Source organism: Sphingomonas sp. 3P27F8, from assembly GCF_005502745.1.
Lineage (GTDB): Bacteria > Pseudomonadota > Alphaproteobacteria > Sphingomonadales > Sphingomonadaceae > Sphingomonas.
Genome location: NZ_SCNL01000015.1, coordinates 56,540 through 73,366 on the forward strand (window position 1 = coordinate 56,540; position 16,827 = coordinate 73,366).

11 protein-coding genes are annotated in these 16,827 nt (G+C 63.3%); 7 read left to right on the forward strand and 4 right to left on the reverse strand.

All coding sequences use genetic code 11. The features are described 5' to 3' along the window. Positions 1 to 118 precede the first annotated feature (118 nt). Both FFS35_RS16095 and FFS35_RS16100 read left to right on the forward strand, forming a co-directional pair. Positions 119 to 3,937, forward strand: a complete 3,819-nt coding sequence (locus FFS35_RS16095) for an AIR synthase related protein (protein ID WP_100239897.1) — start codon at positions 119 to 121, stop codon at positions 3,935 to 3,937. Positions 3,938 to 4,008: 71 nt separating this feature from the next. Next, positions 4,009 to 4,587, forward strand: a complete 579-nt coding sequence (locus FFS35_RS16100; RefSeq protein ID WP_100239898.1) for a hypothetical protein — start codon at positions 4,009 to 4,011, stop codon at positions 4,585 to 4,587. 531 nt (positions 4,588 to 5,118) lie between these two features. Here FFS35_RS16100 and FFS35_RS20085 read toward each other — a convergent pair. Then, a complete protein-coding gene (locus tag FFS35_RS20085) occupies positions 5,119 to 5,295 on the reverse strand; it encodes a hypothetical protein (RefSeq protein ID WP_157801368.1) in 177 nt (58 codons plus the stop codon). 631 nt (positions 5,296 to 5,926) lie between these two features. Between FFS35_RS20085 and FFS35_RS16105 the strand changes: the two genes are divergently transcribed. Further along, positions 5,927 to 6,151, forward strand: coding sequence for a hypothetical protein (locus tag FFS35_RS16105; protein WP_100239899.1), 225 nt, complete (start codon positions 5,927 to 5,929; stop codon positions 6,149 to 6,151). A gap of 110 nt (positions 6,152 to 6,261) precedes the next feature. On the opposite strand, the gene FFS35_RS16110 is transcribed toward FFS35_RS16105, so the two are convergent. Next, positions 6,262 to 6,480: a hypothetical protein gene (locus tag FFS35_RS16110; protein ID WP_100239900.1), complete on the reverse strand. Its 219-nt coding sequence runs from the start codon at positions 6,478 to 6,480 to the stop codon at positions 6,262 to 6,264. Between the two features lie 693 nt (positions 6,481 to 7,173). On the opposite strand from FFS35_RS16110, the gene FFS35_RS16115 reads away from it, so the two are divergent. Genes FFS35_RS16115 through FFS35_RS16130 form a run of 4 tightly spaced genes read left to right on the forward strand, consistent with a single transcriptional unit; the run spans position 7,174 to position 13,057 of the window. Continuing rightward, complete coding sequence (locus FFS35_RS16115) at positions 7,174 to 7,464, forward strand: hypothetical protein (protein ID WP_062769721.1); 291 nt, start codon at positions 7,174 to 7,176, stop codon at positions 7,462 to 7,464. Further along, on the forward strand, positions 7,454 to 9,748 hold the full coding sequence (locus FFS35_RS16120) for a type IV secretion system DNA-binding domain-containing protein (protein ID WP_100239901.1): 2,295 nt from the start codon (positions 7,454 to 7,456) through the stop codon (positions 9,746 to 9,748). The genes FFS35_RS16115 and FFS35_RS16120 overlap by 11 nt, the downstream gene beginning before the upstream one ends. A gap of 3 nt (positions 9,749 to 9,751) precedes the next feature. Beyond that, positions 9,752 to 12,811 carry a MobF family relaxase gene (gene mobF / locus FFS35_RS16125; protein WP_100239902.1) on the forward strand — a complete coding sequence of 1,020 codons (3,060 nt, stop codon included), beginning with the start codon at positions 9,752 to 9,754 and terminating at the stop codon, positions 12,809 to 12,811. Between the two features lie 45 nt (positions 12,812 to 12,856). Beyond that, a complete protein-coding gene (locus FFS35_RS16130) occupies positions 12,857 to 13,057 on the forward strand; it encodes a hypothetical protein (RefSeq protein WP_100239903.1) in 201 nt (66 codons plus the stop codon). 164 nt (positions 13,058 to 13,221) lie between these two features. Here FFS35_RS16130 and FFS35_RS16135 read toward each other — a convergent pair whose 3' ends face one another. Together FFS35_RS16135 and FFS35_RS16140 are read right to left on the reverse strand one after the other, a co-directional pair. After that, positions 13,222 to 14,778, reverse strand: coding sequence for a hypothetical protein (locus tag FFS35_RS16135; protein WP_137787983.1), 1,557 nt, complete (start codon positions 14,776 to 14,778; stop codon positions 13,222 to 13,224). Next, positions 14,775 to 16,700 (reverse strand): TIR domain-containing protein, encoded by a 1,926-nt coding sequence (locus FFS35_RS16140; RefSeq protein WP_137787984.1) that lies wholly within the window; start codon positions 16,698 to 16,700, stop codon positions 14,775 to 14,777. Before FFS35_RS16140 ends, FFS35_RS16135 begins: the two co-directional genes overlap by 4 nt. Positions 16,701 to 16,827: the final 127 nt, after the last annotated feature.

Sequence of the window (16,827 nt, forward strand, 5' to 3'; positions counted from 1 at the left end):
CTTTTATCGCTATGCGGCGCTCAGGGGCATCGAGCCCCCTCGCGCCGCCGGGGGACTGACCTTCGGTCGTGGATGAAACTTTCGTTTCGTCGCAGGTGTGGCCGGGTTAGGACGGCTGATGTTCACTGTTCATCACAACGAGATCAAAGACTTTACCGGCGGCGAACTGGTCGAGCTGCTGCGCCGCCTCCTTTATGCCGAAGCCCGCAAGGCCGGTGTTCCGCTGCGCAGCGTCCATGTGCCGCTTCAGATCACCGTTGCCGACGGCGGCCAGGATGCCAGCATCCTTTGGACGGGTGGCGAGGCCTCGACCGATTTCTTCCCCGGGCGCGATATCATCTTCCAATGCAAGGCGAAGGACCGCGGCAACGTCCAGTGGGAACATGAGGTCTGGACGAAGCCCACACAGCCAAAGACGGTCGCGGCCAAGGTCCTCAGCGATGCGGTCCGCGATGTCCTCGCCCGCGGCGGCAGCTATATCGGGATCACCACGACCGCGCTGGTCGGCGACAAGCCCGCCGATCGCGTCCAGGCGATCAAGAAGGGCATCAAGACGGCGGGAGGAGATCCCGCCAAGCTCGCCGCCGTCGACGTTTATGGCGGCAACAAGCTTGCTGCTTGGGCCAGCGCGCACCCGGCTGTGGCGGTTTGGATCAAGCAACGCAACGCGACCATTGAACTCGCCGGCTTCTCCACTCTCGATCAATGGAGCAAGCGCGCCGAAATCGCGGCGCCGGCCTTTGTCGACAGCCCGGATCGGAAGTTCTCGCTTGGCCCCCACGATGCCGACGCGATCGACTTCTCCCAGCTTGCCGCACGCCTTGCCGATGAACTGGACGAGCCGCGCACCTCCGCCCGCATCTGGGGTGCGTCCGGTATCGGCAAGACTCGCGCGCTCTATCATGCGCTCTCGGCCAGCACTGGCCTGCTCGGCGGGCTGACGGCCGCCAACTTCATCTTCTGCGACTATAATGAGGTCGCCTCGCGCCTCTGGGACGTCGCCAACCAGGTGGTGAAAGACGGCGCCGATACGGTGCTCGTGGTCGACGGATGCCCGCTGCGCGAGGCTCGCCGGCTGAACGACATTGCGCGGGGCGAGGGGAGCGCGCTGCGTATCATCACGATCGGCGCCGATGGCATCGACCATGACGACCATTGCGTTATGATCCGCCCGACACCGGCGGACCGGTCGACCATTCGCGGTATTCTCAAGGCCGGACTGCCCAAGGCAAAGGCCGACGAACTCGATTATCTCGCCGAGTTCTGTGACGGCTTCCCACGCATCGCGGTGTCCTTCACCAGGAGTTACGGAAAAACGGGCATCCTCAAGTCGGCCGACGCCGTCGCCCAGCAGATTCTCGATGGTGTCGGCGCCGAGCGCGAAACGGTCCGTGCGCTCGAGTGCCTTTCGCTCTTCAGCCAGCTCTCGCCCGACGAAGATCCCGGCGCGTTCGACAAGATCGCAGAGATGTTGGTTCAGATGAAGGGCGAGCTGATGTACGAAAACCTCGTCATCGCCGCCGGGCAGCACCTGGTCGGTCGCAACTATGGCGCGATGAACGCACAGCCCCGGCCGATCGCCGACTTCCTCGCGCTCCGCCGGCTTGACTATCTGCGGCCATCTACCGTGATAGGCTTTCTTGGCGACGCTCTTCCTCATCACCGTAAGGCGATGCTCGCGCGCTGGCGCTATCTCACCCGATCGCGCACCTTGAGCGACGTGATCCATAGCCTCCTGCGCGGTTCCTTTGCGGACGAGGCCATCGTCCATCCCGACGTGGCGCAATATCTTCCCGCCTTCGCGCACGTCGAACCCGACCGTGTCGGCACTGCCCTCTATTTCGTCATCGGCCGTATGCCGCTCGATGATCTGGCTGCGATCGAGGTCACGGAGGAACTGGTCGATACGCTGCGACTGCTCGCCGGACGCCAGGACAGTTTCCGGCCCGCCGCGCAGATGATCCTGCGTCTGGCAGCCGTCGCAGACACCGAGGGAACGCAACCCATCGTCAGCCTTTTGCGCCAGCTCTTCCAGGTCGCGCTCGCTGGAACACAAGCCGATGATCGGCGGCGCCGCGAAGCGTTGGAGCAGGCACTCGAGGAAGACGATCCGCGCATCCGCCGCGCCGGCGTCGAAGCGCTCGGCGCCATGATCCAGACCTATCTTTCCCGTTCGGAAGATTTCGAGCAGGTCGGCGCCGAACCCTATCAGCCCGAATGGGCACCGCCAGACAACGGCACGATCCATGCCTATTTCAACTGGGCTCTCGACCGCCTGCGCGAGGTCTGGACCAAGGATTCCGCGCTTCGTCCCGCGATCGAGGAACACGTCGCAGGCGACCTGCGCAATCTCATCATGCCCGAGCTGCTCCCCACGATCGAGGCGTTCATCGGCGACGTCGTCGCGGTCTCCGGTCACTATCTCGCCGCGACCAAGAGCATCGGCGATTGGCTCTATTTCGACAGCCCTGAGACGCCGACGAACTTCTCTGGCGCCGTCCGAGGTCTTTATGATGTTACCCTGCCCAAAGACCCCGTCGATCAGGCGCTGCTCTACAGCCGTTTCTGGGTATCGGATATCCACGACCCGGATCGGCGATATGCCCAGGACCATGACAATCCCGACTTCGAATATGGCGCGCGGCGCGCCGCTGCGCTCGCAGCCGGCATCGCCGCAGACCCCGACCAGCGCGCGCGAGCCATTCGGGTCATGTCGAGCCAGGAGCTTAATTCTCCGCATCCCTTCGCACACGCCCTGGCGCAACATCTGCCGGACCCGCTCGATGCCATTGAACAGGCTGTCACCGCGCTCGATTCCAGCGGAAATCGGGCGGGCGCCAACTTCGTCGGTGCCCTCCTGTCAGCACTCGATCGCCGCCTCGCCGACAAGCCGGACGAGGTTGCCAAGCTCGAGGCGATCGCCAAGCAGTCGACGGTACTCACCGCCAACCGAATGTATATTCCGACGTTTCTGCGCGTCACCGACCAGCGTCTCGACAAGCTGACCGACGATGTCCGTCAGCAGCGGGTCACGCCGCCGCAGACCGTCGTCATCTCCTACGGCAAGGGCCTCGCCGAGGTGTCGCCTGACGCGCTCGGACGTTTCATCCACGCCCTGGTTGATCGCGGTGAAGACGGCGGCGCCTGGGCCGCCCTCGAAATCCTCTCCATGGTCACCCACGGCGACAAGGCGCTGGCACCTGAGATGATCGCACTGGTGAAGGTCGCGCTTCTCTCGCCATCGATCGCCGACGGCGCCGAAGGCAACGCATCGAATGCCGATTACAACTATGATCGCATGCTCCGGCTGCTCGATGCCGCCGGCGCGATCGATCGGACGTTTGCGTACGCGTTCGCAGTTCAGATCGAGCAGGCCTGCCGAACCGCCGGCGGGCGCAACGGTCGTAGCTCAGACGCGCTGCGCAGCGCGCTTCCGATCGTGATCCAGCGCGCCCCGACCGAGGTCTGGCCCGTGATCGCGGGCTTTTACGAGATCGCCACCCGCGTCGAGCGGGAGCGTCTGAACGCCATCATCTCGGCGACCAAGCTCTTTGCCTATGACGTCTCGCGCACCGGTCCGGGCGCGCTCTTCGGAACGCCGCTCAACCTCATGCTCGATTGGGTGAAGGTCGACCCGGATGCCCGGATCGCCTTCCTCCTCAGCTTCTTCCCCATCCTCGAACAGAAGGGCGGGACATTCGCCTGGCACCCGGCCTTGCAACAGCTCGCCAAGCTCTATGGCGGCCGCAAGCGTTTCCGCGATGCGCTTCGCCAGCGCATCTATCCCAGTTCCTGGGGCGGATCGCTTAACGCGCATCTTACTAGCTTCAAGGCGCCGCTGGCGGCGTGGGCGAATGACCGAGTTCTCGGCGATTGGGCGAGCGGGATGCTCGACACCGTAGAACGGTCTCTGGCGGACAATTTCTACGGGCGCTGACGCGCCCATACCCCGGAAACGGATCGAGGAGAGGAGGAGCGAGGGAGCGGTTCCAACGAGGGAGGACGTCCATGTCCATCACGTTCCGCATCGCTACCGCTTCCGACGATCAACCCGGTCCTGTCGCTACCATCAATGCGCGCCAGCTCGCTGCCTTCCGCGCCTATCTGCGGGAGGAGGGCGAACGTCTCGGTCTTGCCCTGCTCGATCCCGACAGCGACGAGGACCGCGTGCTCGCGCTCAACTTCGAAGCACGCGTGTGTCCGCTTGCGCTCGCCTCGGTCGCGCGCGTTTTCGACCACGATGCCGCGGTCATCGCGGTGCTTGACGAAGCCCAGTTCCGGGCTCGGCGGATCGCGGTCTGGTGGTACGAAAGTGATCGCGCGATCCGTATGCGCCCATCGCTCACATCCGATCATGGCGATGAGCTCGATCTCGCCGAGAGCGATGCCAATGCGCTGCTCGAAGGCCTCGGGCTCAACCCCGACCTCGTTGGCGAAATCCCGATCGATACGATCCGGGATCGGCTTGCCAATCCGGCGATACGGCACCGCGCGGAAGCCGATGGAATTTCCACCATGCTCGAGCGGCTCGAGCGTCTTCTCGCGATCGCTGATGCCGACGACAGTTTGCGCCTCGAATGGGCATAGCCTCCGCCCGATCGACGGCATGAAGAAGGGCGCGTCACATGCTGGCGCGCCCTTTTCTTGGGCCCATGGCTAAAGCTCATTAGCGTCCCGCGCGCGGCATCCTTGAAATCCGAAAGCTCGCGTCCAATCTCTCCTGGGAGGGTGTGGCCACGCCCTCACTTGGATAGCGAAACAGACCAGCAAAACCAAAAAATCAGAACCAAGACAGCCAAACAGCAAACCGAAAAACAGCCAGCAAAAGCTTAGATCCAAACAGCGAACCCGAAAAAGCCAGCAAACAGCGAACCAGGACAATAGGGGTCGGCCCCTCAAAACACCGGACAAGCGCGTTGCAACGTATTCCCCTTCAATCTGGGGGCGCGTCCCCATCGCTGAAAGTCAGAGCGATGGAATGGCACAATTTCGCAGAGATCCTGTTTGGACTCGCGGCTGTGATCACCGCCCTAAAGCAGGGCGGCAAGAAGAAGTGAAAGAGGGCGGTAGGCGAGAGCCTGCCGCCCTTTCGCGTTTAGCTCCGGGCTCGATCGGCGATCAGGCGGCCGGGGTACTTTCCCGGCCATTCTTCGGCTTCAACAGCGCGTCGATCGCGCAACTGAGATGACTTGACGCCTCGTCCTCGCCGACCGTGGATAAATACTCCAGCGCCTGCCGCATGAGCGCCAGGCCGAGCGCCCGCTGCACGGTCGGCGCATTGGCATTGAGTTCCATAGCATCACCCCGGGCGCGAAGCCTTCAAGGGAGATGTCGGCACGCCCCGACCACATCAACTCCCGCGCACTGGGCGCGGGAGCCGGGGCTGGTAACACGTCGAGACATGCGCCTACGCTTTTAGTACCGAAGCACCTGGACATATGCGCAGGCACCCCGGCGTGAAAGCTCACCCCGAGTTGCCGTTCTCGACGGGATTACCAGTCCCGGCGCTGCCCGTTCTGCAGCGCACCAGGGGCCTAACACAGGCGCACGATTGAACCAACCCGACGGATAACAACCGCCCGAAAGACGCACCTGCTATGCGCGGGCTGATGGACCTGTCCAGCGGGTCGACCGCCGCCGCGCGGGATCATGCTTTGTTGATCCTTGGGGCGACGTTGGCGCACCCTTCAGAGGATAAAATCTCTCACAGAATTCCGAGGATGTCGTTGAGGGAACCGCCGCGTCAAGGATGAGCGGTGCCCCCAATTTTGCCGTGACCTCCGCTCCGCTTCGCTGCGCTCCAGCCACGACAAAATCGGCACCCCCACTCCCCGCTTCGCGGCGCCGGCTGTGCCGGCGTCCCTGACCCGGCGGTTCCCTCAACGACGGCCATTTCCCTGTCATTCAAGACGACAGGAGCACCACCATGCAGATCATATCGACCGCCGCCCACGCTGACGCCGCTGCCTATCTCGCCGCTCTCGCCTTTGCCGAGCGCCGCGCCCTACACAGCTTCTTCGACCAGCATGTCATCGAGGAGGAACCCGGCCGCTACGTCGCCATCGACGAGGGCGACTATCACGCGCTGCCGACACGGCTCATCGACCGGGTGGTCTACACGGTCCCGGGCCGCATGTCGGATGAGTTCTAAGGGTCAGGGGAGGGGCTACGGCCTCCCCCTTTTTTTGCTGGGAGAGATACGGCCATGGGGGGCATCGAACCCCCCATGGCCGTGCCGCGGCGTTGCCGCGGCAGGTTAGGTCAGGCCGTCAATCGCTTCTCGACTGCCTCGATTCCGAGGGTCTTGAACCGATCCATGAGCGCCGAGAGACGCTTGGCTTCGAGCTTCAACAAGCCCGATCTTTCGATCGTAGCAATTGCCTGTTGCCGCTCTCTCTCTTCGAGCAACTTGCGTCGGCTCTCCAGCTTCCGCGCGTCCTCTTCGAGCGCCAACCGCTCCTGTTCCAACGTCTTTGCCATAGGTGCCTCTTGTGAAGGCTAATCGGGCTATGAACGGACCGACTATAGCGGCAGCTTGAGACGGCCGGAAGAAGAAGAATTGAGACACTGGGCGCATCGGGCCTTGGCCCGATGACGGCTCTATTCGCTAGGCGGCCGACGCCCCTTGCGGGACGCCGCCGACCAAGCTCACGGAGCCAAGGCAAAGCCTTGTCTCCGCCCGTTCGGGTCACGATCCTCGCCTGCCAATGGGGCCTGACGGCCGCCATTGGTCCCGCGCCTCGGAACTGCGTCCGAGCGCGGTGAGGATCCGTCTGCCTCGCTTTCGCGATGCGACCGGCCGCGCCGCGACGACATGAGCGTCGCTTCCGCCTCACGGCGGACCCTGCCTGGCCGGACCTGGCTACAGGCCCCTTCCGACCATCATCAGACAGGCCCGGGACCTGGGATCGGTCTCTTAGGATTAGCACACCCTACGCACCTGAAGGTGCAGGGTTTCCGTTGTTACACAACGGGTTAGCGCGGAAGGAAGGGAGAGTATGTTGTAGTACGGCAATGGCGGCGCATGAAATCGGCGGAAATCGGCTATTTCGGCGTAGTATGCGAGACTACGAGGGGAGGGGGCATGACGATCAACTTGCCCGTGACCGGCCCGAGCGCTATAAATAGAGCCGTTCTTCAGTCCCCACCAGCCTCCCTGCTAGGAGGTTGGTCTTGGCTACCAGTTACAGGCACTACAATATTCGCCTCGAGCGCTCCCAGTGGGACCGCCTCAGCGCGATTGCCGCCGAGCAGAAACTGAGCGTCGCCGACATCATCCGGTCGGCCCTCAACGTCTTCCTTTCATCCTCCGATGTCCTGACCGCCAGCCAGCGCCGGCTCGCCCGGATCAGCGAGTTCCAGCAGCTCGCCCTGGACGTCATCATCCGCGAGCAATATCCCGAACTGCGCGACCGTCTCGTCGCCGAAACCGACAAGCGCCTGGTGCAATATCATGGCGCGTGAGGACATCCGCTCGAACGGGAAAAACATCCCGCTGACCCATCATAGCGCGCGCGGCCGCGTGCAGCGAAACTCGGGCAATTTCACGCGCGGCTCCCAGCTTCTCACCCACGAGATGCTGATGTGGTTCTCAGGGGCCAAGCTGCCGATCTTGGCGTGGTTCTTCGCCTTCCTCCTGGCGTGGTTCATCATCCTCTCGATCCGCCTCGATGAGCACGGATTCCAGCTCGTCTGCATGAAGGTCTATGCGGGCCTCTGGAACTGGGTCGACCTCAATCCGAACAAGCGCGTCAACGTCACGCTGCCGAGCGGCGAGATCTACAAAACCATCATGCCGGCGGTGCCCTATATCCCCGCCGTCCAAAAGGCCTGGGCCACCACGGTCCACGCGTTGATCGGCTCGCTCCTTGTCTCGATCTTCGTCGTGACGCCCCTCGCGATCTGGTTCGTCGACATCTCCCGCAGGCGCGGCAAGACGATCCTTCAGGAACGCCACGAGCGGGGCGCCATGCTGGTCGACTACGCCGTCCTCGTCTCCGAAATCGCCCAGCACAATGCCGCCAAATTCGCCGAAGATGCGCGCCAGTTCTTCCCCCGGCTGAGCCAGGCTGCCGTGCTCCGTCTGCCTTTTTCCGAGCGAAAGGCAGGCGGGATCCATCATCCCTATTCCCTCGCCGGCGTCCCCTATCCGCACCGCCTCGAGCAGTCCCACACGATGCTCATCGGCACGACCGGCGCGGGGAAGACGACGGAACTCAGAAGCCTCGTCACCCAGATGCGCCAGCGCCAGGACAATGCGGTCATCTTCGACCTCACCGGCGCCTATGTCGAAGCCTTCTACGATCCGGCCCGTGATACAATCCTCAACCCCATGGACCAGCGCTGCCCGGCCTGGTCGATCTTCAACGACTGCTCGACCTACAGCCATTTCACATCCGCCGCCGCGGCGCTGATCCCGTCCGATGGTGGCTCTTCCGAACCCTTCTGGGCCCTTGCTGCGCGCACGCTCTTCATCGAGATGTGCGTCCGCTTGGCTGAGCGCGGCCAGACCAGCAATCTCGCTCTTTCCGAAAACCTGATGACGGCCGACCTGAAGCGCGTTCACCGGTTCCTTGCCAACACCATCGCCGACCCGTTGACCGCCCCGGAAGCCGCCCGCATGGCGGAATCGATCCGCGCCGTGTTCAACACCAACGCGCAGGTTCTTCGCTTCCTCCCCGACGAGGGCGAGCAGTTCTCGATCCGCCAGTGGATGACCGTCGACCGGGCGCCCGGATCGATCCTCTTCGTCACCTCCGACTACGACGATCTGGAGATGAACAAGCCGCTGCTGACCTTGTGGATGAACCTCGCCATCACCAGCCTCATGACGCTGCCGCGCACGCGCTCGCTGCGCACCTGGTTCATGTTCGACGAGGTCGGCGCGCTCCACCGGCTGCCCGCGATCGAGAAGGGCCTTCAGACCGCACGCAATTTCGGCGGCGCGATGATCCTGGGGCTCCACAGTTTCCAGAAGCTGGTCGAGGTTTACGGCGAAGAAGGCGCCCGCAATCTCGCTTCGCTCGCACGCACCAAGCTCATCCTTGCGACCAGCGAATTGAAGACCGCCGAGGAGTGCTCGCAATATATCGGCAACCGCGAAGTGCGGCAGATGGATGAGGCCTACAGCTACGGCTACAACAACAACCGCGACGCCTCGACGCTAACTCCGCGCAAGCAGGTGGAGCCTCTCGTCATTGCCGACGACATCACGAACCTGCCCTCGATGCACGGCTTCGTGAAATTCCCGGACGGCTTTCCGGCTGCGCGGATCCTGCTCGAGTGGAAGGACTATCCCGAGGTCGCGCGCGGCTTCATGCCGCGCCCCTCGATGCAGCCCGTTCGCTCCAGGCGCGGCGAGGAAGCATTTAGCGAAGAAGGTGACGAGGCGGGCGGCCGCGACGGTGCCGCGCAGATCATCGACGAGGTGGCCGAGGCGAGCAATGTCGCCAAGGAAATGGCGGCGCGGATCCTCCAGACACCATCCGAGGAAGAGAGCGCCGACCCGGCTCGTGCCACCCAGCGCAATGACGACAAGAACGAGCAATCGACCCCTGCAACCCGGGCGGGCGACAAGGCGCTCGGGAAGGATGGCGAGCAGGCTGCGACGACGCGGGGCGAGGGTGATCGTCGCGATGCCCGCGGCGCCGTCTCACCGGCGCCCCAAGTCGAAGATCAGACCCTCATCGAGCTGCGCCAGGGGTTTGCGGCCGGGCGCGACGGCGACGATCTCGACATGGGGATCTGACCCATGCACTCGATCGCCTCAGTCCGCTCCGCAGCCGGTGCCGCGAACTATTTCGCGAAGGACGATTTCAAGGATAATTACTATACGGCCGACGGCTCGGCCGAGGTCAGCGCCTGGAGCGGGGAAGGGGCGGCCAGTCTCGGGCTCACCGGCGAGGTCGCACGCGACGATTTCGAGAAAACGCTGAGCGGCTTTCTGCCCAGCGGGGAGGGCGTCGCCCAGGTCGAGAACCGCCGCAATGGCATCGATCTCACCTTCTCGGTGCCCAAGTCGGTGTCGGTCATGGCCTATGTTGCCGACGACAAGCGCGTGCTCGCCGCGAACATGAGCGCGGTCCAGAAGACCATGGCCTGGGTCGAGAAGAATCTCGCGGAGGGTCGTAAAGACGTGGAGGGCCGCAAGGTGCCCGTGCGTACCGGCAATCTCGTCTATGCGCTCTTCCAGCACGATACGAGCCGGGCCCTCGATCCGCAGGCCCACGTCCATGCCGTCGTCGCCAATTTGACGCGCATGCCCGACGGCAAATGGCAGGCGCTCCATGCCGACAAGATCTGGAGCAACAACACGACGATCGGTGCCATCTACCACGCGTTCCTGCGCGCGGGGCTCGAGCAGCTTGGCTACCAGGTCGAAATGAAGGGCAAGCACGGCACCTTTGAAATCGCGGGCGTGCCCCAGGCGGTGATCGAGGCCTTCAGTCAGCGGCGTGAGGCCATCCTTGAAAAGGCCGCCGAGCTCGGCATCGTCTCCGCCAAGGGGCGCGACGGCGTCACCACCACGACCCGTGATCCCAAGCTCAATGTCGACGACCGGGGAAGCCTGATCCAGGGCTGGATCGACAAGGCGGTGGCGCTCGGGTTCGACGGCAAGACCATACGCGCTTCAGCCGAGGCGAAGGCGGGCCAGGGCGCTGCGGACAGCCGGCTCGAGCGCGGCTTCCGCGCGGTCACCGACGCGATCGCCGGCGCGCGCGTGCTGATCGGGGGCTTCCTTCATTCGCCCGATCCGTTGGTAGACAGCGGCCTTGCCCGCGCGACGAAATCCCCGGCGGTTGCGCGATCGCAGCTCGCGGTCGCGTCTGCCGTGCGGATCCTCGCCGAGCGAGAGGCGGCGTTTGATGTCAACAAGCTCGCAAAGACCGCGCTGGATCTTGGACTGAAGGGCGTCACGATCGACACGGTCGAGCACCGCATCGGACAGCTTTTCGACAGCCGCCAGCTCATCCCCGGCGCGCCCCGCCTCGAGGACAAGGGCGTCCAGATGGTGACGACGCAGGACGCGTTGCGCATCGAAGTATCGATCCTGAAGGCGGTTGAGGCCGGAGCGGGCAGGGCGGCTCCGGTCCTGCCCGCACAGGAGGCGCCCACGCGCCTGCAGGAGATCACGGAACGACCACTCAATCCCGGCCAACTTGCTGCAGCCACGTTGATCCTTGCCTCCGAGGATCGGACCGTCACCGTCCAGGGCGTCGCCGGCGCTGGCAAGTCGACCATGCTGCAGGCGGTCGCCCGTATCGCCGAAGCCGAAGGCCGCGATATTCTCGGGCTCGCCTTCCAGAACAAGATGGTCGCGGACCTCGCCAAGGGAGCCGGGATCAAGAGCCAGACCATTGCCTCGTTCGTGCTTGCCAATGAGCGCTATGTGAGCGAGCGCGATACGCCAAGGTTCGAGGACGCGCGGGCGCGGTTCGCTGGCGCCATGCTGGTGGTCGACGAGACGTCGATGGTCTCGAGCACCGACATGCTGAAGCTTCACGGCATCGTCGAGGCGCTCGGCATCGACAAGCTCGTGCTTGTCGGCGATCGCCAGCAACTCTCCTCGATCGATGCCGGCAAGTCGTTCGCCATGATCCAGGCGGCCGGCGGCACGATGGCCCGGATGGATGAGAATATCCGCCAACGCACCGATACGCTGCGCACCGTCGCCGCGCTCGCCAATGTCGGCAAGGCGGGTGAAGCGATGAAAGTGCTCGGCGACAAGGTTCATGAAAGCGCGAACCCACCTGACGCGGCCGCGGAGATGTGGCTGGCGCTCTCGGCCGAGGACCGCGCCGCGACCCAGGTATTCGCCTCGGGCCGGGAATCCCGCGCGATCATCAACCAGCGCATTCAGGATGGTCTCGCGGCGGAAGGCAGCGTGCGCGGCGAGGGGGTCCATCTCATCGTCTATGATCGCGTGAATCTGACCCGCGAGGAACTGCGTTATGCGTCGAGTTACCGTCCGGGCTTGACCCTCGACGTCGGGCGCGGCGGCGCTCAAGACGTTGGTCTCGCGCAGGGCCGCTATGACGTGACCAGGGTGCTGCCGTCGGGCAAGGTCGAGCTCAGCGACGGACGGCGCAAGCTGCGCTTCGATCCGCAGCGTCTGTCGCCCACCGAAAAGCGCGATCGGCTCGAACTTACCGAAAAGAAAGACCTCCACATCCGCGAGGGCGATCGCATCCGCTGGACCGCGAACGACAAGCCGCGCGACCTGCACAATGCCGCGCTCGCCCGCATTGTCTCAGCCGATGCGAGCGGGGTCACCTTCGAAACGGCGGGCAATCAGACCATCACGCTGGCCCGCGGCGATTCGATGCTGTCGCGTCTCGACCTCGCCTACGCGCTCAATATGCACATGGCGCAGGGCATCACCACCGACAAGGCGATCACGGTTATGGACAGCCGCGAGCGCAATCTGTCGAACCAGCGCCTGTTCAATGTCGGCGTGACCCGCGTGCGAGACGAGTTGGTCATGCTCGTGGACGACAAGGAGAAGCTGGGGCGTCAGCTCGATCACAATGCCGGAAACAAGACTTCCGCGCTGGAGACGGTCGGCCGCCTCGATATCGACGGGAAGAGGGGCGGCGCCGTACCGCCCAAGTTCGATCCCGGCCCGATCGTCGGGATCAACCTTGCCGACCAGCCCGATATCCTGGCGGATCTTCCCCCGATCCCGGACGGGCCGCTCGGGCCGCCCGTCCAGTCCAAGGGCGACGACCTCAAGGCGCCCCCCGACCTCAAGCCTGAAAAGACCGATCTGCTGCCCCCGCTGCCCGAGCGCAGCCTGGGTCTCGACCTGTGACGATGAACCGCCGGCGCGGTGCCGGCATATGCAAGTAGAGCAACGATGGCGTGGGAATTTGACGAAGGTGGCAAGTTCGGCAGCGAAAAGGCCGCCGAGGACTATGCGCGGCGCAATGGCCTCAGCAACGCGGACTTCCGCACACGGCGCAACGGCGACCAGGTCGAACTGGAGATCCGCCGCTCCGCGCTGGACGGGCGCCAGCTTCGCGATGGCAATGAAGGCCGCAAAGACGGCTGGTTCTGACCGAGATCAAGGACGGCAATAGCCGTGCTCGGGGAAATATCCAGCCGCGACCTGAACGATCGCGTCGCGGCGGCTCTGCCGCTGCGCTACCCTTCGATTAGGGACATTGAATGCATCGGCTTCTATCTGGCGCACTCCCTTATGTCTGATGCCGACGAGCGCCATCAGACATAGTATTTGAAGGGCTGCTTCTCCTGTCCTTTCGCAGATCCCATCGTCAAAACGTCACCTACCATTCGCGCAAATCGCACCGTCACCGGCAGGCCGTCATTAAAGTTGCAACTGTTGTAGTTGATTTTGGTGAGGCCCATGATGTCCGCAAGGACCGTGCGAATGTCGGGCTTCGCATTTTTGCTCCTCATCACCGTGACATGAAGCGGATTGGGCGTCTCAGGTCCGATGTAGGTGTCGAGCTGCGGCACGTAGCCGGTCGTCCAAAGGTAGGCGGTCTGCTGGTCAAGCAGCAGCGCGGTGCCGCGGAGGACGGGATAGTCGCCGTCGCGGAACAGCTTGGTCTCGCCGCCCGTCGTCCGGATACGCACGCCTACGACGTTGGTGCCCTTTGGTGCCGCCGCGCAGAAGGCATCCCACTCCTCGTCGTTGAAATAGGTCTGGCCATGAATGAATAGCTCCTTCGGAGGCTCACCATGCATCTCGATGTAGGTTTCGAGGACCATGTTCAGGAGGCGCTTCGCAGCGTCTTTCTTGAGATGATATTCGTAGTCGCCGGTCTTCCACGGACCGTTCGCGCCGCGGAAGACGACGCCGTCGCCTTCATTCAAGAACATCTGAGCAGCGCAGCAAGCGTGACCCTCAGGATCTTGGGGCAGGCTTTTATAGACCATACCGATGTAGCAGACACCGGGTCGAACCGTCGCCAAGCGCCAAGGCGGTTTCGGCTGGGTCTTGTAATAGAGACCGGTCGCGAGGTTCCACGCCACCGTGGCGGCGTCCTGCGTCTTGCGCACCGGATACCCGGCTTTGTTCAAGAACGCGTCAGGCGCCAGGGTTGTCTCGCGGACGAGCTGGGTGGGCGCGATCGTCAGGAACTCGGCCTTGATACGCCGATGGAAGTCTGGGACGTCGCTGAAGATATCCTCATTGCTCTGGTCGATAACGCCGGCGGCGGCGAGTAGTGGGAGGCTCTCCTTCACCTTCTGTCGGCGTTTGAAGTCGCCCACCTCCATCGCAACGCCCGCGCGCTTCGAACCAGGCCGGCAGCGCTCGTAGACGATCTCGGGCAGGACAAGGACCCACACGTCGACCGCCTGTTCCTCGTTCCGGAGATGCTTGCGCACCCGATCGATGTAGAGTTTGGCCACCTTGTCGACGGCCTCATGCAGGTTGAGGATGCTGGTCGCCTTGTCGATGTCAGCCAGCGGGATCGAGAGAGTGCTCACCTCGTCCGGTTCGAATGTGATGCCAAACGTCTCTTCTAGACCGGGGAAGTTGGCGAGATGCAGTCGGTCCTGTTTTTCGCCTTTGCCGGGCGGCGGGACCGCAACCACCTGCTGCAACTTGCGCGCCCAGCCACGGAAATGGCTGATGCCGTCTGTCGTGCCAACAACACCGACGCGAATTTCGCGCGTTTTCTTGGCGCGGGCATGCGGCCCATAGAGAAAGAGCCCGTCCTTCGGGTGCGGACTTGGCTGGCCATAAGCAAACTCAAGCTCGGGTTCGTGGAGGTGCTCGACAATCAGCGATGTCTCGGCGAACTTCATGCTGCCACCTCTTCTTCGTCGGCTTCGGGGCGGCCAAGCGTGCTGATATCCGTTTCCTCCTCATCGGCGTCCAGGGCGTCGGGAAGGTCGGTGCTAACAGGCGACGAAAACAAGATGGGGGCAGCTTCCAACACCGCGTCCGCCGTCGCGGAAAGGCGTAGCCTGATGTAAGCGGATTCGCCCGAGATAAGCTCCAGAAATGCCAGCATCCGGCCATACCATTGCTTGTTCCTCCAGCCCTTGCAGATCGTCCGCCTGAGCCGATGCAACTTCTTGGCATCCTCGATCTCGAGGCCCGCCGGCGTGCCATTGTCACCTGCAAAGAGCACCCGCGACTTGAGCTTAAAGTGCCAAAACGGCCAAAAAGCGGGGAGGGCAGTCACGCCAAACTGCCAGATATGGCCCTTCGCGACGTTGCGCAGCATCGACGACCTGCGCGCACCTTGTTTGCCCCATGGAATGCGCTGGCCCGTGGCGGCGAGATCCGGCGAAGCATGAAATCCGACACCTCCCGAATATTGATATTCCAGGAGTCCGCGCTCTTTGCAGAACTCGTACCAAGCCCTCTTCAGCATCACGTTGATGATGTTCTGGGCCGGCTGCTTCTCAAGCCGCAGCTTGTCGTCGCCGTTCTCGACGAACGTCTTGAGGGGTATGCTGCGTTTGAGCTTGAAGCGCCCGACCGATGCAAAGCCGTCGTCGATTTCGTCTTGGTCCGCGAATGACAGGAGGCCGCGGCCCTGCACCGCGATGGGGTAAGCGTGGGTTGCGGCAGCGCGCTTCAGGCGATCGGCATCGATCACGCCAGTCGCCTCGTAAAAATGGATTGCATCCGGCGCTTCAACGACGCGAAGCCAGTTTGACGTCAACCGTTCGGGCTCATTTTTGAGCGGAATCGCACCCCGCCGCCGGAACAGCTCCCAGTTCGGGTCAATCACGGCCCCTTCCGTGCGGCGAGGAGCTTTCTGGCGCTTGAGAGCCTCAGAAAGCGTGCTCAGACCCTCTCCCCATCCGCGAACGAAATCGACTGCGATCGCGTCGCCCAGACCCTTCATCTTGCGGCCCTGCTCAAGCTTTAGCTGGATGATGAAGCGCGTGTCGCCGATCGCCTTCGCAACATCGAGCGCGATGTCCAGGTCGTCCTGTATCGCTTGGTCGTCGGCCGTGGCATTGCGGCAGACGAGCAAGACCTTGGCGGCGCGGTGCTCAATGGCGCGGTTGATTTCGCGCCGCCAGCGATCACCTGGCTGCAATGTCAGGATGTCGGCAAACACCTGGTAGCCCTCCGCTTCGAGTTTCGGCGCGAGCCACAATGCGAACTCGTCATCGGCTGGGGAAGACTTGAGGAGGAATAGCGTGTCTCGAGCCGGAGGCTCTGCTGAAGAGTCAGCGTCGCCCGGCACGGGCAGCAGGTTGGCGAGCGCCGGCGGGATCGGTGCTGGCTTCGGGAGGGCGTCGGCGACCGCCGCGGTGACGATCGTTTTGAGGACGGCCGTGTTCTGACCCCAAAGCTTCTGGTGCGCCGTCTCGATATCGGGATATTTTCGCAGCAGGGCGTTCAGGTCGCTCGGGCCAAATATGTCGCCGGTGCTTTGGAGCGCGGGCCCGATTGTCGCCACCAGGGTTGCCTTGTTCTTCGGAGTGAGCGGCGCCGACGTGGCGAGGACGTAGCGCGCGGGCTGAAGCGCATCGATACTGGTGCGCTCGCTCTTCATCTTCGAGTTCAGCTTCGAAGCGCCGGACCCGATGTAATGCTTTGCCTGCAGAATGATGTTGCCGTCGGCCGCCGCATGGCGGCCATCCATGCCGTCATCTGGCCCTTCGGGAAACGCCTCAAACCGGACGCCCAACTCCCGCCCGATCAGGTCACGCGCGAGATCCTCGAAATCGGAGTGGGAGAGTGACGAGAAATCATAATCCATTCGAGCTGTTTGTGGGATCAATTGGTACGGGGTCAAGGAACTCGAAGATAAGATCACCCACGGTGTGCCATCCGTGACACTTTACCCAGAAACGCTTGGTAAAGTGTCATTGATGACAATCACTTGG

What these genes read in the sequence shown, in the direction of transcription:
- FFS35_RS16095 (WP_100239897.1), top strand. Translation starts at nt 119, where the DNA reads ATGTTCACTGTTCATCACAACGAGATCAAAGACTTTACCGGCGGCGAA.
- FFS35_RS16100 (WP_100239898.1), top strand. Translation starts at nt 4,009, where the DNA reads ATGTCCATCACGTTCCGCATCGCTACCGCTTCCGACGATCAACCCGGT.
- FFS35_RS20085 (WP_157801368.1), bottom strand. Translation starts at nt 5,295, where the DNA reads ATGGAACTCAATGCCAATGCGCCGACCGTGCAGCGGGCGCTCGGCCTG.
- FFS35_RS16105 (WP_100239899.1), top strand. Translation starts at nt 5,927, where the DNA reads ATGCAGATCATATCGACCGCCGCCCACGCTGACGCCGCTGCCTATCTC.
- FFS35_RS16110 (WP_100239900.1), bottom strand. Translation starts at nt 6,480, where the DNA reads ATGGCAAAGACGTTGGAACAGGAGCGGTTGGCGCTCGAAGAGGACGCG.
- FFS35_RS16120 (WP_100239901.1), top strand. Translation starts at nt 7,454, where the DNA reads ATGGCGCGTGAGGACATCCGCTCGAACGGGAAAAACATCCCGCTGACC.
- mobF (WP_100239902.1), top strand. Translation starts at nt 9,752, where the DNA reads ATGCACTCGATCGCCTCAGTCCGCTCCGCAGCCGGTGCCGCGAACTAT.
- FFS35_RS16130 (WP_100239903.1), top strand. Translation starts at nt 12,857, where the DNA reads ATGGCGTGGGAATTTGACGAAGGTGGCAAGTTCGGCAGCGAAAAGGCC.
- FFS35_RS16135 (WP_137787983.1), bottom strand. Translation starts at nt 14,778, where the DNA reads ATGAAGTTCGCCGAGACATCGCTGATTGTCGAGCACCTCCACGAACCC.
- FFS35_RS16140 (WP_137787984.1), bottom strand. Translation starts at nt 16,700, where the DNA reads ATGGATTATGATTTCTCGTCACTCTCCCACTCCGATTTCGAGGATCTC.